The organism is Nocardia sp. NPDC003979 (genome assembly GCF_053605015.1).
The window spans coordinates 430,376-449,046 of the sequence record NZ_JBSGIJ010000005.1 but is presented as its reverse complement, the minus strand read 5'-3'; the positions used below and the strand labels follow the sequence as shown (position 1 = coordinate 449,046).

The 18,671-nt window shown below is 69.2% G+C and carries 19 protein-coding genes and 1 pseudogene; 8 read left to right on the top strand and 12 right to left on the bottom strand.

Translation table 11 applies throughout. From position 1 onward, the window contains the following. Nucleotides 1-49: 49 nt before the first annotated feature. From ACWEVR_RS14420 to rimP, 3 genes are all read right to left on the bottom strand, one after another. Complete coding sequence (locus ACWEVR_RS14420; RefSeq protein WP_084456574.1) at nt 50-382, bottom strand: YlxR family protein; 333 nt, start codon at nt 380-382, stop codon at nt 50-52. Nucleotides 383-452: 70 nt separating this feature from the next. Further along, on the bottom strand, nt 453-1,481 hold the full coding sequence (gene nusA, locus ACWEVR_RS14415; protein WP_452467313.1) for a transcription termination factor NusA: 1,029 nt from the start codon (nt 1,479-1,481) through the stop codon (nt 453-455). Next, nucleotides 1,478-2,107, bottom strand: coding sequence for a ribosome maturation factor RimP (rimP, locus tag ACWEVR_RS14410; RefSeq protein WP_452467312.1), 630 nt, complete (start codon nt 2,105-2,107; stop codon nt 1,478-1,480). The genes nusA and rimP overlap by 4 nt, the downstream gene beginning before the upstream one ends. Nucleotides 2,108-2,288: 181 nt before the next feature. On the opposite strand from rimP, the gene ACWEVR_RS14405 reads away from it, so the two are divergent. Continuing rightward, nucleotides 2,289-3,260: a hypothetical protein gene (locus ACWEVR_RS14405; RefSeq protein WP_452467311.1), complete on the top strand. Its 972-nt coding sequence runs from the start codon at nt 2,289-2,291 to the stop codon at nt 3,258-3,260. Then, nucleotides 3,257-3,688 carry a ferritin-like domain-containing protein gene (locus ACWEVR_RS14400; protein WP_452467310.1) on the top strand — a complete coding sequence of 144 codons (432 nt, stop codon included), beginning with the start codon at nt 3,257-3,259 and terminating at the stop codon, nt 3,686-3,688. The genes ACWEVR_RS14405 and ACWEVR_RS14400 overlap by 4 nt, the downstream gene beginning before the upstream one ends. 322 nt (nt 3,689-4,010) lie before the next feature. On the opposite strand, the gene ACWEVR_RS14395 is transcribed toward ACWEVR_RS14400, so the two are convergent. Both ACWEVR_RS14395 and ACWEVR_RS14390 read right to left on the bottom strand, forming a co-directional pair. After that, entirely contained in the window at nt 4,011-5,762 is a 1,752-nt protein-coding gene (locus ACWEVR_RS14395) for an acyl-CoA dehydrogenase family protein (protein ID WP_452467309.1), read from the bottom strand. A 134-nt stretch (nt 5,763-5,896) separates the two neighbouring features. Further along, on the bottom strand, nt 5,897-7,645 hold the full coding sequence (locus ACWEVR_RS14390; protein ID WP_452467308.1) for a proline--tRNA ligase: 1,749 nt from the start codon (nt 7,643-7,645) through the stop codon (nt 5,897-5,899). Between the two features lie 85 nt (nt 7,646-7,730). Here ACWEVR_RS14390 and ACWEVR_RS14385 point away from each other — a divergent pair. The 3 genes and pseudogenes from ACWEVR_RS14385 to ACWEVR_RS14375 all read left to right on the top strand — a co-directional run. Beyond that, a pseudogene (locus ACWEVR_RS14385) lies at nt 7,731-7,877 on the top strand (L-cystine ABC transporter ATP-binding protein YecC); the annotation flags it as partial. A 61-nt stretch (nt 7,878-7,938) separates the two neighbouring features. Next, nucleotides 7,939-8,682 carry a peroxide stress protein YaaA gene (yaaA, locus tag ACWEVR_RS14380; protein ID WP_452467307.1) on the top strand — a complete coding sequence of 248 codons (744 nt, stop codon included), beginning with the start codon at nt 7,939-7,941 and terminating at the stop codon, nt 8,680-8,682. 87 nt (nt 8,683-8,769) lie between these two features. Further along, nucleotides 8,770-10,023 carry a hypothetical protein gene (locus ACWEVR_RS14375; protein WP_452467306.1) on the top strand — a complete coding sequence of 418 codons (1,254 nt, stop codon included), beginning with the start codon at nt 8,770-8,772 and terminating at the stop codon, nt 10,021-10,023. Here ACWEVR_RS14375 and ACWEVR_RS14370 read toward each other — a convergent pair. From ACWEVR_RS14370 to ACWEVR_RS14360, 3 genes are all read right to left on the bottom strand, one after another. Continuing rightward, the gene (locus tag ACWEVR_RS14370; RefSeq protein ID WP_452467305.1) at nt 10,020-10,694 is read right to left on the bottom strand and encodes an NADPH-dependent F420 reductase; all 675 of its coding nucleotides are present in this window, start codon (nt 10,692-10,694) and stop codon (nt 10,020-10,022) included. The two genes, ACWEVR_RS14375 and ACWEVR_RS14370, sit on opposite strands and share 4 nt — an antisense overlap. A 65-nt stretch (nt 10,695-10,759) precedes the next feature. Next, nucleotides 10,760-11,152: a VOC family protein gene (locus ACWEVR_RS14365; protein WP_452467386.1), complete on the bottom strand. Its 393-nt coding sequence runs from the start codon at nt 11,150-11,152 to the stop codon at nt 10,760-10,762. Then, nucleotides 11,152-11,433, bottom strand: a complete 282-nt coding sequence (locus tag ACWEVR_RS14360) for an ArsR/SmtB family transcription factor (protein WP_067636728.1) — start codon at nt 11,431-11,433, stop codon at nt 11,152-11,154. Before ACWEVR_RS14360 ends, ACWEVR_RS14365 begins: the two co-directional genes overlap by 1 nt. A 168-nt stretch (nt 11,434-11,601) precedes the next feature. Here ACWEVR_RS14360 and ACWEVR_RS14355 point away from each other — a divergent pair, with 168 nt between their 5' ends. Further along, the gene (locus tag ACWEVR_RS14355; RefSeq protein ID WP_452467304.1) at nt 11,602-12,438 is read left to right on the top strand and encodes an SGNH/GDSL hydrolase family protein; all 837 of its coding nucleotides are present in this window, start codon (nt 11,602-11,604) and stop codon (nt 12,436-12,438) included. 25 nt (nt 12,439-12,463) lie between these two features. Then, nucleotides 12,464-13,108 carry a LysE family translocator gene (locus ACWEVR_RS14350; RefSeq protein ID WP_452467303.1) on the top strand — a complete coding sequence of 215 codons (645 nt, stop codon included), beginning with the start codon at nt 12,464-12,466 and terminating at the stop codon, nt 13,106-13,108. On the opposite strand, the gene ACWEVR_RS14345 is transcribed toward ACWEVR_RS14350, so the two are convergent. Beyond that, a complete protein-coding gene (locus ACWEVR_RS14345; protein WP_452467302.1) occupies nt 13,105-13,728 on the bottom strand; it encodes an HD domain-containing protein in 624 nt (207 codons plus the stop codon). The genes ACWEVR_RS14350 and ACWEVR_RS14345 overlap by 4 nt on opposite strands. Nucleotides 13,729-13,846: 118 nt before the next feature. Between ACWEVR_RS14345 and ACWEVR_RS14340 the strand changes: the two genes are divergently transcribed. Further along, complete coding sequence (locus tag ACWEVR_RS14340; RefSeq protein WP_452467301.1) at nt 13,847-14,260, top strand: PPOX class F420-dependent oxidoreductase; 414 nt, start codon at nt 13,847-13,849, stop codon at nt 14,258-14,260. A gap of 2 nt (nt 14,261-14,262) precedes the next feature. Here ACWEVR_RS14340 and ACWEVR_RS14335 read toward each other — a convergent pair whose 3' ends face one another. The 3 genes from ACWEVR_RS14335 to ACWEVR_RS14325 all read right to left on the bottom strand — a co-directional run bounded on the left by ACWEVR_RS14335 (nt 14,263) and on the right by ACWEVR_RS14325 (nt 18,538). Next, nucleotides 14,263-15,750: an MFS transporter gene (locus tag ACWEVR_RS14335; protein WP_452467300.1), complete on the bottom strand. Its 1,488-nt coding sequence runs from the start codon at nt 15,748-15,750 to the stop codon at nt 14,263-14,265. Nucleotides 15,751-15,801: 51 nt separating this feature from the next. Beyond that, nucleotides 15,802-17,058 (bottom strand): uroporphyrinogen-III C-methyltransferase, encoded by a 1,257-nt coding sequence (cobA, locus tag ACWEVR_RS14330; protein ID WP_357145311.1) that lies wholly within the window; start codon nt 17,056-17,058, stop codon nt 15,802-15,804. A gap of 130 nt (nt 17,059-17,188) precedes the next feature. Continuing rightward, complete coding sequence (locus tag ACWEVR_RS14325) at nt 17,189-18,538, bottom strand: DoxX family protein (protein ID WP_452467299.1); 1,350 nt, start codon at nt 18,536-18,538, stop codon at nt 17,189-17,191. Nucleotides 18,539-18,671 lie beyond the last annotated feature (133 nt).

Below are 18,671 nucleotides of genomic sequence, written 5' to 3'. Positions count from 1 at the left end.
CCTCGGGTTATCTCCGATGGACGTTCATCGTTGGTGCTTCACGGTGTGCTCATGAGTGCTCGTGCCTGTTCTCGAGGTACTGCTCCAGGGCTGAGATATCCAGATTTCCGGACACTCGTAGGGCTCTGCCGAATGCTCGGCGCCGCTCTGCGGAACGCAGACAAGCTGAGACGGGGTGCAACCAGGCACCCCGTCCGGGAAGTCTGCGCCGCGGGTCGGGAACGATGACCACGGGGGCGGCGGCAGTAGCACTGCCCGCCTCCCTTGGCTGCGTCACGATCCGCAACAGGTCGGCAGACGGCTCGCGCTGACGGCATCCGATACAGGTTCGAACGGATTGCGCGGGCCGGTCCTTCACCCACTCTACCGGTGACCCGGTCATAACGACGAACCCCTCCCCTTCCGAAGTTATCAACCTGTCATCCGGTGGCCGATATTCCGACGTGTCCGCGTCAACTACGGTGCGCCTGCGGCCGTGCCGAGTCGTCGGTCTCCGGGGCGGCGTCACTGCGGATATCGATGCGCCAGCCCGTCAGGCGGGCAGCCAGGCGGGCATTCTGCCCCTCCTTGCCGATGGCGAGGGAGAGCTGGAAGTCGGGCACGATCACCCGCGCGGCGCGCGCCTCGGGGTCGACGACAGTGACCGAAACCACTTTCGACGGCGAGAGCGCATTACCGACGAAGGTCGCCGGATCCTCGGCGTAATCGATGATGTCGATCTTCTCGCCCGCCAGTTCGCTCATCACGTTGCGCACGCGCTGCCCCATCGGGCCGATACAGGCGCCCTTGGCGTTCACGCCGGGCACGGTCGAACGGACCGCGATCTTGGAGCGGTGTCCCGACTCGCGGGCCACCGCGACGATCTCGACGGAACCGTCGGCGATCTCGGGCACCTCCAGCGAGAACAGCCGCCGCACCAGGTTGGGGTGGGTGCGCGAGAGCTGGATCTGCGGACCACGCGGACCACGCGACACACCGTAGACGTAGCACTTGATGCGGTCGCCGTGCTCGTAGGTCTCGCCGGGCACCTGCTCGGCGGGTGGGATCAGGCCCTCGGCGCCGTTGGCCTCGCTGCCGATGCGCACCACGACGATGCCGCGCGCGTTGGCCCTCGCGTCGCGCTGGACGACGCCGCCGACGATGTCGCCCTCGTGGGTGGAGAACTCGCCGAAGGACTTCTCGTTCTCGGCGTCACGCAGCCGCTGCAGCACCACCTGGCGGGCGGTGGTCGCGGCGATGCGGCCGAAACCCTCAGGGGTGTCGTCCCATTCGGAGACGAGGTTGCCGTCGGCGTCGACCTCACGCGCCATCACCCGGACCACGCCGGTCTTCTGGTTGATGTCGATGTAGGCGTTGGGCTGGTGCCCCTCGGTGTGCCGGTAGGCGGTGAGCAGCGCCGACTCGATCGCCGAGATCACGGTCTCGATCGGGATGCCCTTGTCGGCGACGATCGCGCGCAAGGCTTCGATTTCGATGTTCATTCCGCAACCCCTTCGGTGGGAGTGTCACTGTGTTGGCCTGCTGCGGCGAGGTCGGCGGGTTCGTCGCCCGGGACGGGGCGGCCCGCGGCGATTCCACCGGCGAGTTCGAGTTCGGCGGCGCCGGGTGCGTTGAATTCGACCTGGACGACCGCGGTGGCGATGTCGGCGAGGGGCACGTGCACCCGGTGCGGCTTGTTCCTGCCGCCGAGCACGAGCGCGATGGTGCCGTCGTCGGCGAGCTGACCGACGCGCGCCTCGAACTTCTTCTTGCCCTCGACGGGTTCGGCGCCGTCGGCCAGGCCGACCTTCACCTTGCGGCCCTGAGCGCGGCGCCAGTGCCGGTCGGTGGTCAACGGCCGGTCGACGCCGGGGGTGGTCACTTCGAGCAGGTAGGCGGATTCGTCGAAATCACCTGCCGCGTCGAGCGACTCGGACATCTCGCGGCTCAGGTCGGCGATCGCGTCGAGATCGGCGGGACCGTCGCTGTCCACGGTGACCTTCACCCGAACCGGAGCCAGTTCGTCCTTGCCCGCGGCCGCGATCGCGACGCCCTCGAGGTCGAAACCCCGGCGTGCGACGAGCTCAGCGACGAGCTGGCTCACCCTTTCCTCGGTGGGCATCGGCATATGGGCGGCTCCTGGTTCAGTTGTGACGCGATCGGAAATTTCTACGCCGAAGATCTAGCGTAACGCGCCACGAGAGTGTAAAGGACCAGCCACCGGGCGGTGCGCACCGGTCCGTGTCGGCGTGCCAGGCGCGATCGCCGCGTGGCGAACCGCCGCCGCGAGATCTGGCACGATGGTCCACGTGCATCACCGCCATACCGTCCCGCCGAGTGCCGGGCGACCTTCCGGCATGCGCACCGACCACCGCGATCCCCACCCGCCGACCAGCGGGTTCGCGCGTGACGTCGTGCGGTCGGCCACCGCCTCGGCCGTCGCGACGACTGCCGAATCCGCCGTCGCGACGAGCACCCACGCTGCCGCGCAGACTGCCGAGCACCCGCAGTCGCCGACCACCGACACCGCCGCGCCGCGCCCGAAGTCGGCACAGCACGCTGCCACGCCGACTGCCAACGTCGCCGTGCCGCACGCCAAGTCGACAGAGCACGCTATCCAGCACCCGAAGTCGCCGACCGCCAACACCGCTATACCGCACTCGAAGTCGACGGAGTGTGTTGCCGCGCCGGGTGCCAGGCACGCGAAGTCGACAGAGTTCTCACCCGCACCGGCCGCCGGAAGTGCCGCGCGCACCTGGCGTCGGCGGACGGTGCTGAGGCTGGTCGGAGCAGGCGCTGTCGCGGTGCCCGCGGTCGCCGTCTTGGCGTCGTGCGCCGAGGACGACACCGTGCACGCCCCGGACCCTCTTGCGGCACACGAGGTTCTGGCCCGAGCAGATGCCGCCGCCGCGACGGCCGCGATCGCGCTGGCACCGCAGGCGCAGGCCGCTCTGGCGACCGTCGCTACCGAACGCACCGCCCACGCCGACGCCCTGCGCGCCGAGATCGACCGCGTGATCGGCGTCTACGGCGACGGCACCACCCCCGTGCACCGCACCGGCGCCGTCACCGTGCCGGGTTCGGACGGCATGCCGGTGCCCGCCGCCGATCTCGTGTCCGCGGCGCAGCAGCCGATCACCGTCGACCAGTTGCGGGCACGGCTGCAGCATTCCCAGCAGGCCGCCGCGAACCTGGCCCGCACCGAATCCGGTTACCGCGCAGGGCTGCTCGCCTCGATCAGCGCAGCCTGTGCCACCGAGGCGGGAGTTCTGCTGTCATGAGCGGTCAACGCAATGCGCTGCAACGCGCCCTCGACACCGAGTACGCGGCGGTGTACTCCTACGGCCTGATCGCCGCCTACGCCAACAGCGACCGGTCGCGCCTGGTCGCGGAGTTCAGCGCCGCGCATCGGGCTCGCCGGGACGCGACCATCGAACTACTCGAAGCCGGCGGGTCCGCGCCCGAGGCACCCGATGCCGCCTACCACCCGCCGTTCCCGGTCGACGACCCGATTCCGGCCGCACACCTCGCCGTGACGGTCGAATCCGATTGCGCCGCAGCGTGGTATGCCGTGGTGGAACAGGCCACAGACCCGGCCGTCCGAGCCAGCGCCGTCGAAGCGCTCACCGAAGCGGCAGTGCGCCGAGCCCGGTGGCAGACGATCCTCGGCACGAACCCGGTCACCGTCAGCTTCCCGGGACGGACGTAGCCGACAGCCCGACCGGACGCGCGCGCCTCCGTGCTGGAACCGCAGCCCAGACAGGTCAGCACGTCGCGCCCGACGGCCGTATCGCCCACCCGACAACGCGCCCGCCCAGCGCGCCCACCGGCCAACGCCGTGCCCACCCGGCAGCGCGTTGCTCGGCGGCGACGAGCCGTCGCAAGATCTCTCCGGCCGGGACCCTCGCGGCAATCGCGGGAACCCCGCGACCAACCTACGAGCGCACTTCGCGATCAGGTGGATCCGGGACAACCGCCGCGTGGTACAGCGACGGTCCGGCCCATCGAGAAGGCCGGACCGTCGCAATGCACTACGGACGCATCGCGTAGGCGCCGTCGTAGGACTCCACCTGCTGCCACACCCGGTCGAACCGTTCGGCGTCGGCGATCGGGGTGCGCAGGGCGGCGACGGCCCAGTTCCGCTGTGCGTCGGTGACCGACGGCTTGCCGAGCAGCGCGGTGGCCTGGGTGTTGAAGTCGCGGATCTGGAAGTCGAAGATCTGGTCGAGCACGTCGCGGTCGAGGCCGGTGAGTTCGGCCTGCTCGAGGATCAGCTGACCGTAGACCACCGTGGAGAACAGGTGGCCGATGGTGAGCATGAAGTCCAGGTCCTTCTGCTGCGCCTCGTCCGGTGCGGCGGTGAGCAGCAGCTCACGCAGCGCCTTGGCCTGCTCGAAGAAGCGGCCGACGTTCGGCACGTCGGCGGCCGCCTCGTAGGGCGGGGTCCAGTCGGCGAAGCGCACCTTGCCCGCGCCACGCGCCGGGCCCTGCTTCCAGAAGAACTCCTCGTCGCCCGCCTCGAGCCGGGTGGGAACCGCCGGGTACTCGGCCGGGTTGAGCAAGTAGTTCGGCATGAACTTGAGGATCTGGCCCACGTTCACGTGCACCGTGCCCTCGAGCCGGGGCAGGTGGTTGATGTAGCGCGAGGCCTCGTGGAAGTAGGTGTTCTTCTCGAAACCCTTGGCCGCCAGCACATCCAGCAGCAGGGTCATCGCGACCTCGCCCTCGGAGGTGACCTTGGACTTGGTCATCGGGTTGAACAGCAGGTAGCGGCGGTCCTCGAGGGAGGCGCTGCGGAAGTAGTCGACGGCGCGGTCGCTGAACAGCTTCATCGCGATCAGGCGGGCGTAGGCGTCGACGAAATTGCCACGCACGTGGGCGAAGTCGGTGACCGGCTTGCCGTAGAGGATGCGGTTGTTGGAGTGCGTGATGGCCTCGAAGAACGAGTGCTCCACCATGCCGATGCTGCCGTGGCACAGGTTGAACTTGCCGACGTTGACGGTGTTGAGCGCGGCCGAGAACCCTTCGGGGCCTTCGTGGAGCACGTCGGCGGCGGTCACCGGGTAGTTCTCCAGCCGGAAGTGGCTCACATACATCTGACCGTGGATGACGCTGTCGACCAGGTGGTAGTTGTCGTGGCGGGAGTCGGCGGCGAACCAGACGTAGCCGTCGGCGCCCTCGATGTCGGCGCGGCGGGAGAACACCGAAACCATCGAGGCGACATTGCCGTTGCCGATGTAGTACTTCTCGCCGTTGGCGCGGAACAGGATCCCCGCCTCGGCGTCGGCGCTACCCGGCTCGGTCGGAGTCAGGACGAGGTCGGTGTTGTAGATGTCGGCGCCGTGGTCACGCTCCGACAGCGCGAACGCCATGACCTGACCGTCGGCGAGGTCGGCGGCGGCCTTGCGCTTGGCGATCTCGTTGTCGCTCTGCCAGATCGGGCCGAGGCCGAGGATCGTCACCTGCTCGGCGTACCAGTAGGCCAGCCCGTAGAAGCCGAAGATCTCCGACAGCGCCGCATTGCGCGCGGCGTCCCAGCGCTTGTTCGGGTCGCCGTCGGCGTAGGCGGCCGGGGTCAGGAAGGTGGCGAACAGCTTCTCCTTCGCCACGAAGTCGAGGAAGTCCTGCACCCACAGCGCGTCCCGGTCGTCGGCCAGCAACTGCGCCTTGCCCTTGGACTCGAACCACTCGATGGTGGCTTTCAGCAGCCGCCGCGTCTCCGCATCGAAATGCTGCGGGTCGTAGGTGGCGGGGTTGAACAACAGGCTGGGCGAACTCGTCATACCCGTCAACTTATCAGCGCCCCACCCCCGACTATGGCGTCTACCTGCAGGTTTCCCCTACGTAGGCGTAGGTTCGCCGGATACGCCGATCGCGCTGCCCCACCGGGCGGCGGGACAGCGCGATTGCGGACAGATCAGCCGCGGACGCGCGCGGTGACCGCGCTGACGGCGTCTTCGGCCGGGATCTCCTCGGCTTCGCCGGTCAGCCGGTTGCGGAGTTCCACCTTGCCTTCGGCCCAGCCGCGGCCGATGACCAGGATCCAGGGCATGCCGAGTAGTTCGGCGTCCTTGAACTTCACACCGGGAGAAGCGGTGCGGTCGTCGAAGAGGACCTCGAGGCCTTCGGCGTTCAGCCCGGCGACCACGTGTTCGGCGCCGTCGCGGGCGGCGGCGTCCTTGTTGGCGATCACCACGTGCACGTCGAAGGGGGCGACTTCGGCGGGCCAGCGCAGGCCCTTCTCGTCGTGCTGCTGTTCGGCGATCACCGCGACCATGCGGGAGATGCCGATGCCGTAGGAGCCCATGGTGAGGCGGACGGGCTTGCCGTTCTCGCCGAGCACGTCCACGTCGAATGCGTCGGTGTATTTGCGGCCGAGCTGGAAGATGTGGCCGATCTCGATGCCACGCGCCGACACCAGCGGACCGGCGCCGTCGGGCGAGGGGTCGCCGTCGCGGACCTCGGCGGCCTCGATGGTGCCGTCGGGGGTGAAGTCACGTCCGGCGACCAGGCCGACGACGTGCCTGCCCTGCTGGTCGGCACCGGTGATCCAGGAGGTGCCGTCGACGACGCGGGGGTCGACCAGGTAGCGAACACCGTTGGCCTGCAGACCCTTCGGGCCGATGTAGCCCTTCACCAGGAACGGGTTGGCGGTGAAGTCCGCCTCGGTGAGCAGTTCCACCGTCGCGGGTTCGACAGCCGCCTCGAGGCGCTTGTCGTCGACCTCGCGGTCGCCGGGGATGCCGATGCCGACGATCTCGGACTTGCCGTCGGGGTGGCGCAGCTTCACCATCACGTTCTTCAACGTGTCGGCCGCGGTGACTTCGCGATCGAGCACCTTCGCCTCGTTGGCCCAGTCGACCAGGGTGGCGATGGTCGGGGTGTTCGGGGTGTCGTGTTCGACGGCGGCGGGCAGCCCGTCGACGGGCAGCGGCGCGGGCGCGGGGGTGACCACGGCTTCCACGTTGGCGGCGTACCCGGACTCCACGCAGCGCACATAGGTGTCCTCACCCACGGGGCTCTCGGCGAGGAATTCCTCCGACGCGCTACCGCCCATGGCACCGGAGGTGGCGGCCACGATCACGTACTTCACGCCGAGCCGGTCGAAGATGCGCTGGTAGGCGGCGCGGTGGGTGGCGTAGCTGGCGGCGAGACCGTCGTCGTCGAGGTCGAAGGAGTAGGAGTCCTTCATGATGAACTCGCGGCCGCGCAGGATGCCGGCGCGGGGGCGTTCCTCGTCGCGGTACTTGGCCTGGATCTGGTACAGCGTGACGGGCAGGTCCTTGTAGGAGTTGTACTCACCCTTCACGGTGAGCGCGAACAGCTCTTCGTGGGTGGGGCCGAGCAGGTAGTCGCCGCCCTTGCGGTCCTGGAGGCGGAACAGCGCGTCACCGTATTCGGTCCACCGGTTGGTGGTCTCGTAGGGCTCGCGCGGCAGCAGCGCGGGCAGGGAGATCTCCTGGGCGCCGGTGGCGTCCATCTCCTGGCGCACGACGTCCTCGATCTTGCGCAGCGTGCGCAGACCCAGCGGCAACCACGAGTACACGCCCGGGGCGACCCGGCGGACGTAGCCGGCACGCACCAGCAGTTTGTGGCTCGGCACCTCGGCGTCGGCGGGATCGTCTCGCAGGGTGCGCAGGAACAGGCGGGAGAGGCGGGTGATCACGGATGCACAGGGTAGTCCCTGGTCCGGTGCGGCCGACAGCCGATTACCACCTGAGCGCGCGGGAGGTGGGTTTCGCCGGTGAGGCGCCCTAGCGATGGACCCGAAGGTGATGTTGCTCGATGAGGTGACCTCCGCGCTCGACCCGGAACCGGTCGGTGACGTGCTCGACGTGCTGCGCACCATCGCCGAGACCACCGAGATCACCATGCTGATCGTCACCCACGAGATGCGTTTGCCGGGAGCGGCGGGGTGGCGCGCTGCGGTGATCAACGCGGCGATTACCGTTGACGCTCGTGCTGGTGCTGCTGCCTCCCTCCGAGACCAAGTCCGACGGCGGTTCGGGCGCGCCCCTTAACCTCGAGGATCTGGCGATGCCGCAGCTGAGCGCGGTGCGCGACAAGTTGATCACCGAGGTGGTCCAGTTGGCGGCCGACCCAGCCACCTCGGCTGCCGTGCTCGGGCTCGGCAAGGGCGCCGACACCGAGATCGCCCGCAACGCGACCCTGCGCACCTCCCCCACCCGGCCCGCGCTCGAGCGCTACACCGGCGTGCTCTACGACGCGCTGGACGCGAAATCGTTCACCAAGGCGCAGCGAGCCAAGGCGTATGCCCGGCTCGGCATCGGTTCCGCCCTGTTCGGTGCCGTCCGCGCCGGTGACCCGATCCCCGCCTACCGTCTCTCCGGCGGCACCAAACTTCCCGGCCTGCCCACCCTCTCGGCCCTGTGGCGTGACGTGCTCCCCGACGCCCTCTACGCCGAGGCCGCGGGCGAGCTCGTCGTCGACCTGCGTTCGGGCACCTACCAGCAGCTCGGCCGCGTCCCCGACGCGATCACCGCCAACGTCCTCACCGAGCACCCCGACGGTTCCCGCACCGTGGTGAGCCACTTCAACAAACACCACAAGGGGCTGCTCGCCCGCGCCCTCGTCCTCACCCGCGCCGACCCCACCGATATCCGCGGCGTGGCCAGGGTCGCGACCAAAGCCGGTCTGCGCGCCGAAATCGCCTCCTCCACAGAACTTCTCATCATCACCTGAGTTCGAGGTGCGCGCCGGTCCGGTTACCGGTAACGTTCCGCGGTTCGGTCGCGTCCGGCCGGGCATGCGTGATCGAGAGAGTGCTCAATGGGTTTCGGTAGTGGTTTGTTCCGGCGTCGCGAATCTGCTTCGCGGGACGCGATTTTCGGCAAGTGGGCGGTCGACATCCTGCGGGCGTTTCCCGAGGTGGTCTCGGCGGAGTTCGATGCGTCCGAGTTCCACGTCGATGTCGCCTACGCCGACGGCGCGATTCAGCAGTACGGCCTGCAGACACCGTTCCGGCTGGCCGAGGGCCTCGACGGTGAGGAAGCGGTGCAACTGCTCGTCGAGTACCTGCGCCGTGCGGTGACGTCGCGAACGGTGATGACCGAACCCGTAGCGGGCTGGTTGTCGGCGGCGCCGACGTTGCGCTCGGTGCTGCGGCCGGCCGGTGATCTCACCCTCGAGTTCCAGGGGAAACGGATCGGCGACCACATGCTGTGGCGGCCGCTGCTGCCCTGCCTCACCGAGCGCGTGGTGATCGATCTGCCGACCTCGATGCGCACAGTGTCCCCGGACGATCTGGTCGAGTGGGGTGTGGATGCCGAGACCGCCTTCGCCACCGCCCGCGCCAACATGATCGACTTCGCGGTGGAGACCGTGTCGCTGTTCGACACCGAGGACGGCGTGCTGTTCCTCCCGGACGACGACGGTGATCTCTACGCGGGGTCGCTGCCACTGGTCGACGGCTGGCTGGCCGGGCTCGGCAACAAGGCGGGGGCGCAGCCGCTGTTCTTCGTGCCGGGCAGCTACGGAGTGCTTGCCGGCGTGGCCAGTTCTCCCGAGCGGGTCTGCGAGCTGGTCGCCGCCGCCCGGGAGATGTTCGACAATGCCGTCCGACCCGTGTCACCGGCTCCCTACACGGTGGACGAGCGGGGCAGGCTGGTGCCGTTCACCGTGCCGATCGACCACCCCGCGTGGGCGGCGATCCGTTCCGCCGAGGCCGCGCTCTCCGCCCCGGTGCATGCCGCCCAGCACCAGAGCCTGCACGCCGAGGCCGAAGCGGGCCGACTCGACGAGCACGCCGCCGAGCTGCTGCATGTGCGGGCCGCCGACGGAATCCAGGAAACGGTGGCCGCGTGGACCGATACTGTGCCCACACTGCTGCCGCGGGCACACGTCGTCAGCATGGTCGATCCGACGACCGCGTCGCGGTTCCAGGTTCCGTGGGAGGTGCTGGAACGCGAAGTCGGCTTGCGGGCCGTGCCCGGCCTCTTCCCGCCCCGCTTCCTGGTCGAACATCACCCCGATCAGGCGACGCTGGCCAGGCTGCGGGCCGCGGGAAGGTGGGGAACGGGTTAGATCCGCGCCGCCGCGAGGGCCGCGCGCACCTCGTCGGCGCTCGCGGGCTTCGACGCGGGCGGCCAGTTGCTGTCGGCGGCGTACGGGTGGACGTAGACCGGCGTATCCCTTTGGGAGCGGCGGCTTTCCGGGAGGTCACCACCGTCGACAACGTCGTAGCCGAGGCTGTCGATGAACTCGGCGGCCAGCTTCTTGGCGTCGGCGTCGTCACCGAAGATCGGCAGGGCGGAGCGGTCGGCGGCGTCTGCCGGCCGGGCGAGTTCGGCGAGGTTGGCGTAGGCGATGTTGTTGAACGCCTTGACCACCTTCGACTCGGGCAGGTGCGCTTGCAGGAGTTCGCTGGTGGTGGTCTCGTCGGCGTCGAGTTCGGGGAACGCGCCGTCACGCTCGGGGTAGTAGTTGTTGGTGTCGAACACCACCTTGCCCGCCAGCGGCTCGACGGGGATCTCGCGGTAGGCCTTCAGCGGGACGGTGACCACCACATAGTCACCCGCCTCGGCCGCTTCGGCGGGGGTGGCCGCGCGGGCACGCGGGCCGAGTTCGGCCACCAGGTCCGCCAGGGTTTCCGGGCCACGCGAATTGCTGAGGACCACGTCGTGACCCGCGTCGACCGCGAGCCGGGCCAGGGTGGAACCGATGAATCCGCTACCGATCAATCCGAGTGTCGTCATGTGCCGGGTCAACCGAGGGGGCGCCACGATTGTTCCCCGTGGAAACTCGGCGGCGCCCCGGTGCGCTATTCGCCGACAGGCGAGTTCAGGGAGATGAGATTGCCGCAGGTGTCGTCGAAGACGGCGGAGGTCACCTGGCCCATGGGCTGCGGCGGCTGGGTGAAGAAGACACCCAGGTCGGTCAGGCGGCGGTATTCGGCGTCGATGTCGTCGACGGTGAAGATCATCATCGGAATACCGTCGGCGCCCAGGGCCGTCTTGTAGGCCTTCGCGGCAGGGTGCTGGTCGGGCTCGAGCAGCAACTCGATGCCGTCGGGGTCGGCGGGCGAGACCACGGTCAGCCACGAGTACTCACCAAGGGGCACTTTGTGTTTCACCTGGAAGCCGAGCACCTCGGTGTAGAACTTCTCGGCCTTGTCCTGGTCGTCGACGAAGACGCTGGTGACGCCGATGCGGATCATGTGTCCTCCTGGGGAATGGGCCACCGCGCCGTCAGCTCGCGCAGCGGGGTGAAGTCGCGGTAGTGGAATTTGTAGCGGCCGACGCGGCTCGTGCGGACCAGGCCCGCTGCCTCGAGCACCCCGAGATGCTGGGTGATCGCCTGCCGCGAGGAGCTGATGCCGTGCTTGGTCACGAGCCTGCCGCACAGTTCGAACAGGGTCTGGCCGTCACGATCGGCCAGTTCGTCGAGCAGCGCGCGTCGTGTCGAGTCCGCCAGGGCGGTGAAGATATCGCTCACGGCGAGCACTCCTTGTCTCTTCCGAAACCACCATAGGCAAGCAGCCACTTGCCTGTCAATCCAACAGATACCGTGACGCAGCACAAAGACAACGGGGTGCGCCGCCGCCTAGCCTGAACTCGGCCGACCGACCCGACGCCGACCACCGCTCGATCCCCAGGATGTTCGATGACCAACCGCATACGTGCTCTCGTTGCGGCGCTGACCGTTTCGGTGTCCGCACTGCTCTCGGCCGGAGCGCACGCCGAACCGGCGAGCGGGGCGGCCTATGTGGCCCTCGGCGATTCCGGTGCCGCGACCACCGGCGCCGCGAACCTCGACCTCACCGCTCCGCTGCAGTGCGCTCGCTCGACGGCCAACGCGCCGAAGCTGGTGGCGCAACGGCTCGGACTCACCCTGGACGACCGCACCTGCAGTTCGGCGAGGATCCCGCACCTGACCCAGGAGCAGGGACCGGGTGTCGCCCCGCAACTGGACGCGCTCGGGCCCGCGACACGGCTCGTCACGCTGCACATCGGCGCCAACGACGCCGACATGACCCAGTACATCCTCGGCCGGTGCCACCTGGGCGGTTGCGGGACGGACCACGGCTGGGACGAGAAGATCGACGCGATCGCCCCGAGTTACGCGGCAGCGCTGGACGACATCACCCGCCGCGCCCCGAACGCCGTCGTCGTCGTCGACGGCTGGCCGACCTACCTCACCGACCACAGCTGCCCGGCGATGGCCGGACTGCGCGACGCCGACGCCGCCCACATCCAGTCCAAGTTCGCACGGCTCAACGCGCTTGTCGCGCGCGAAGCCGCCGCGCACGGGGCTATCTATGTCGACACGGTCGCCGCGTCCCGCGAGTTCGGGATGTGCGCGGATCCATCGGTGCGCTGGTTCGACCCGATCCTGGCCGACCGCACGCTGCTGCCCTATCACCCGACCCTGGCCGGACAGCGCGGCGTGGCCGACCTCATCGTCGCCGCGATCGAATCGAACAACGCGCTCGCGCGCTGAGCGCGGCCCGGATACCGTGGCGGTCATGGTCTCCTGGGGTGCGCTGGCGTCGTTCGCCGGACTGGCGTTGCTGATCGTGCTCGTGCCGGGTCCGAGCGTGTTGTTCACCATCGGACGGGCGCTCACCGCCGGTCGGCGGACCGCGTTGCTGAACGTGGTCGGCAACTCTGTCGGGGTATACCTCCAGGTCGTCGCCGTCGCGTGTGGCGTGGGGGCGGTGGTGATGGCGTCGGCGACGGTGTTCACCGCGATCAAGCTCGTCGGCGCGGGTTACCTTGTGTACCTGGGCATTCAGGCCTTCCGGCACCGCACCCAACTGCACGATGCCATGCGGATCGGGCCCGACGGTCGCGACGGCAACGCGGTCGCGGCATTGCGCGACGGGTTCGTCGTCGGCCTGGCGAACCCGAAGACCATCGTCTTCCTGGCGGCGCTGCTCCCCCAGTTCGTCGACCCCGCACGCGGCGGCGTATCGCAGCAGATGTTGATCCTCGGCCTGTGCATCCCCGTGTTCGGCCTCGTGTTCGATTCACTGTGGGCGCTGGCGGCCGGCTCGGCCAGGACCTGGTTCGCGCGGTCACCGCGACGCTTGGCCGCGGTCGGCGGCACAGGCGGGTTGGTGATGATCGGCCTCGGCGCGTCGCTCGCGCTGACCGGACGCAAGGACTAGCCGGACAACCCGATGAGTTCGGCCGCGAGGTTGGCGCGAGCGAGCCCCTCGTACCGCTGATAGGCCCGCGGCGTGCGGAACAGGCGCGGTTGCTCGGCGAGGTTGCGCAGCACCGAGGCACGGCCCGCGCGGAACAGATCGTCGGGGACGTGGCGGTATTCCTCGCGGATCGCGGCCGCGTAAGCGGCGTACTCCTGCGCTGTCCCACCGAGCACGACCAGGTCGGCGTCGCAGAGCACCGCGCCGTTGGCATCGCCGGCTTCCGGGTTGTGACCACGGGTGAGGACCACCAGGCGCATCACCTCGTGCACCAGTTCGGGTGTGGCGCCGAGTGATTCGAGCACGTCGCGAGCCAGATCGGCGCTGCGTTCCTCGTTGTCGGCGCGGTCGACGGCGTAGATCGCGTCGTGGAAGAAGGCCGCGTAGCGCACGGCGTCGATATCGGTTGCGGCATCGGCCAATTCGTCGATGGCGGCGAGCATCACCGACAGGTGGGTGAGGGTGTGGTAGCGGCGGTGTGGTTCGGCGTAGCGGCCGATGATGCCGATCCCGATGGCTTCGGAGTCGGTCCCGGCCAAGGCGATCCACCGATCGAGCAGGTTCTCCGCGAGCACAGACATCCCTCCAGTCTCATGCCGCGTCAACTGTCGGGCAACCCCGTCTTCGCCACGAGAACCCGAATACCGTTCTGCCACAACGGGCCGGAATGCCGGGCATGACCGCCGCGTTCGTACCGGTATGACCCGAACCATCGCGCTGTCCGAAGAGTTGTCCACCTATATCGACAACGAGAAGGCGTATGCCACCGTCGCCACCCTCGGCCCCGACGGGCATCCGCACCTGACTGTCGTCTGGATCAAGCGCAACGGCGACGACCTGCTCTTCTCCACCACCGTCGCCCGCCAGCAGGCCAAGAACCTGGCCCGCGACCCCCGCGTCACCGTGATGGTCAACCCGCCCGAACGCCCGTTCGTCTATGCCGCCATCCGCGGCACCGCCACCCTCGTGCCGGATCCCGATCGTCTGCTGCCCGACGAGTTGTCCCTGAAATACACAGGTCTGCCCTACGCCGAGTTCAACCCGGCCTCGGCAGACGACGCCGAACGGGTGACGGTACGGATCACGCCGTACAAGGTGACCGGCCGCCTCTGACCTCAGGCCTTGTGGGCTTCCTCCTGGGCGTGCTGTGCCTGGGCCAGCTGAGCAGGCGTGAAGCGCAAGGTCACCGCCACCACGGCGGCCAGCAGCGCCAGACCCGAGCAGACGAGCAGGACCGTGGTGTAGCCGCTGGTGAGCGCGTCGAGCTGGGGTCCGGTCATGGCCGACACCTTGGTGTCGGGGCTGCCGCCGAGCGACAGGGTGCGCGAGGCCGCGATCGGGCTGAGCAGCCCGATCGCGATCGGCGTCGCCAGGTTCATGAACATCTGTCCCACCGCCGAGAGCGGACCGATATCGGACGGCGGCACGTCGACCAGCACGCACAGCGGTGCGAGCACCATCGCCACACCCACCCCGAACCCGATGACGACGAGCAACGGCAGCAGGGTGATGAAGTAGCCGATGTGGCGGTCCAGTGTCGACCCGAACAGCAGCGCCCCCGACAGCACGAGCGCGGCGCCGGTCAGCAGCCAGCGCGGCGGCACCAGCAACGCCGCCTTGGAGGCCAGCGCGCCGCCGACACCGATGCCGATGGTGAACGGGATACAGGCGATACCGGCGTGCAGCGGGCTGTAGCCGAGCGAGTTCTGCAGCATCTGGGCGACGAAGAACGTCATCGCGCCGAGCACCGCGCCCGCCAGGAAGATCAGCAGGAACGTCGAGTTGCGGTCGCGGCTGTCGAACAGCGACCACGGCAGCAGCGGGTCGGCCTCGTTGCGCTCGATGAGCACGAACGCCACGAGCAGCACCACACCGACGATCAGCGAGGTCAGGATGACCGGGCTGCCCCATCCCCACGACGGTCCCTCGGTGGCGCCGAACACGACCAGCGCGCAGGCGAGAGTGCCGAGCACCGCGCCCTTCACGTCGAGGGGCGCGCGGTGGTGGGCGGTGTCGGAGAGCGTGTACATCGCGCCGACCACGATCAGCGCGCCGATCGGCACATTGATGAGGAAGATCATCCGCCACGACATCTCGGTGAGCAGACCACCGATCACCAGGCCGCTCACCGACCCGATTCCGGCCATCGATCCGACGACGGCCACCGCCTGGTTGCGTGCCTTACCCGGCGCGAAAGTGGTGGCGACCAGCGCGAACGCGGTCGGTGCCGCGATCGCCGCGCCCGCACCCTGGAAGGCGCGCGCGATCAGCAGGGCCAGCTCGCCCTGGGCGAGACCGCAGGCCAGCGAGGCGGCGGTGAACAGGCCGACACCGGTGATGAGCATGCGTTTGCGGCCGAAGACGTCACCGAGGCGACCGCCGAGCAGCATCATGCCCGCGAAGGTGAGGCCGTAGGCGGTGACCGTCCACGCGCCGCCCGAGCTGGAAAGGCCGAGTTCGTCCTGCAGGCGGGGCAGCGCGAAGATCACGACGGTGCCGTCGAGCACGACCATGAACTGCAGGCCGCTGAGAACGATGATCGCGAGCCCGAAGGCCGACTGCTTCACCGGGGACTGCTTCGAGGCAGCGGGGTTTTCGAGCACAGTCGACCACTGTAAACGACACCGTCGGCGCCACCCGCCGAGATCGTGACCTCAGGCGGGGTCGGCGGCCTCGGCACCGAAGGCCGCCGTCGGCCCGATGACGATGATCGCGGGCGGCCGGATGCCCTCCTGCTTGACCCGCTCGGCGACGGTGGCCAGGTCGGCGCGCACCACCCGCTGGGTACGCAGGGTGCCCTCCTGGATGACGGTGGCCGGGGTGTCGGCGGGCTTGCCGCCGTCGAGCAGGGCGGCGGCGAACTTGTCGATGCGTTCCACGGCCATCATCAGCACGAGGGTGCCGCGCAGCTTGGCCAGCGCCGACCAGTCGACCAGCGAGTCCGGGTGATCGGGGGCGACGTGTCCACTCACGACCACGAATTCGTGGGTCACCCCGCGATGGGTCACCGGGATGCCCGCGGCACCGGGTACCGAGATGGGGCTGGTGATGCCGGGTACCACCGTCACGGGGATGCCGGCCTCGGCGCACGCCTCGAGCTCCTCGTACCCGCGCCCGAAGACGTACGGGTCGCCCCCCTTGAGCCGGACGACGAATTTGCCCGCCTTCACGCCCTCGACGAGGGCGAGGTTGATCGCCTCCTGCGCCATGGACCGGCCGTAGGGGATCTTCGCCGCGTCGATGACCTCGACGTGCGGGCCGAGTTCGGCGAGCAGTTCCGGCGGTGCGAGCCGGTCGGCGACGACCAGGTCGGCGCGGGCGAGCAGGCGGCGGCCGCGCACGGTGATGAGGTCCGGGTCGCCCGGTCCACCACCCACCAGTGCGACACCGGGCGTCACCGGTTCCGAATCGTCGGTCACCACACCGGATTGCAGCGCTTCGAGCAGACCGTTGCGGACCGCGGCCGAGCGCCGGTGCGCGCCACCGGCCAGCACGCCGAGGGTGAGACCGTCGTAGCGGGCGGTCGCCGGGGTGACGGCGGTGCCGTCGCGGGCGATGTCGGCCCGCACGCAGAAGATCCGTTTCGCGGTGGCCTCGGCGACCACGGCCGCGTTGGTCTCGGGTTCGTCGGTGCAGGCCATCGCGTACCAGGCCTCGTCGAGATCACCGTCGCGGTAGTCGCGCAGTTCGACGGTGAGTTGCCCGGCCGTTGCCATGCCCTCCACGGCGGGGGTCACGGCCCGGCTGACCACGTGCACGTCCGCACCGGCGGCCACGAGCAGCCCGAGCCGACGCTGGGCGACGGTGCCGCCGCCGACGACAACGACTCTGCGTCCACGCAGATCGAGCCCGACCAGGTAGTTCGGGTCCCCGGCGGGCTGGGTCGATGCGGTGTCAGACGTGTTCGGCACAATGTCCGAGCCTAGTTCCTGACGCGCCGATCCCCGCACCCACCCGGCCGTTGCCACGTCGACCCGCCGCCGGGCATCGGTCCACCCGATGGACAGCTCTCCACGCGGGCCCCGCCGCACCGGGCCCGGCTCAGCCCACGTACGGATTGTTCTGCACCCACCGGAAACCGGTGCCGCGCAGGGGGAAGCCCTCGAGATCGACGCGGGTGAGGACGACCGTCGCCTGCTCGCCCGCGAGGTCGCCGCGCAGTGTGAGCCGGTCGTCCACCGCACGGTCCACGGCGAGGGTGGCATACGGTGTCGGCGCCTGATCGGGTGCGCTCGGGGCGGTCGCGAGCGTGAGACTCGCGGTCGCGGGGTCGAAGGTGGCCACGACCGGGACGATCGTGTCGTCCATGCGCTGATAGGCCGCCGTTCCCTTGTCGACGACGAGGCGCTGCCAGCGGACGGGGTCGGTGCTCAGCGGCGGCACCGACGTCTGGTCGATCGAGAACTCCGACACCTCCCAGATGCCGTACAGCTCCGGTTCCGTTGCGCCACCACCGTATTCGCGCCACGATTCGCCGGAGAACACGATCAACCCGACGACGATCCACGCCGCCGCCGCGACCTGGACCACGGTGGCCCACCGCTCGGCACGCGCGGACCGGAACAGCGGCGGTTGCGTCATCGGCTCCGAAGGACGTTGCAGCACCAGCACATCGAGCAACCGTCGCGCCTGCGGGGCGAGCAGCACCAGGCTCATCAGCAGCAGATGCCCCGACAGCATCTTCACCGGCACGTCGAAGGTGAGGTTCAGCAGGAACACCTGGGCCATGCTGATCACGCTGAGCATGGCACCGAGGGTCGCGGTGCGCGGCCAGAACAGCAGCAGCCCGGCGAGCACCTCGGCCGCACCGAGCGCCACCTCGTACGCGGGCGCCGAACCGACCTGGGTCCACAGCATCGACATCGGGCTCAGGTCGCCGACCCGGGTGAGCAGGGTGGTCAGCGCAGGTTCCGGCATCTGGGTGGGGACCAGTTTCGCGAAGCCGTAGAACAGCATCTGCCCGCCCACGGCCAGCCGGAGCCCGGTGAGGAACCAGCTCGCTCCCCGAGGGTAGGAACGTCGGCGCCGGTCCAGAATCGACCACACCACGGTGACCAGCACCGCGACCACCAGCACCAGCCCGCACTGGATCCAGATGGCGGCCTGGTCGCCGCTGCCGTTCATCGTCAGTTCGGCCTCCACCCCTAACACGTGCTCACCGATCCAGCTGCTCACCGGGGCCAGCGTGAGCAGCTGCCAGGCGATGGCGTCCTCGGGGATCCGCAAGGCGATCACACCGAGGAACACGTAGCTGATCTGGGCCATCCACAGGCAGAAGAGGCCGAGGTACGCGACGCAGAACCGGAACGCGAGCCGGGTGAGCGGGTGCCACTCGGGCGCGAGTTCGCGCGCCGGTTCCTCGACCGCGTGCTCCGCGACAACTGCCGTCACTGCGTACCTCCACCTCGAAAAGGATTGTCCGGCAAGCTTCACCGATACCGACGCGGGCGCGCATCGGGGGAAACCCCGATCTTGGAGGTGTCAACCCTGAATCCCGCTCACCGACGCCCGCCTTACATTCCGG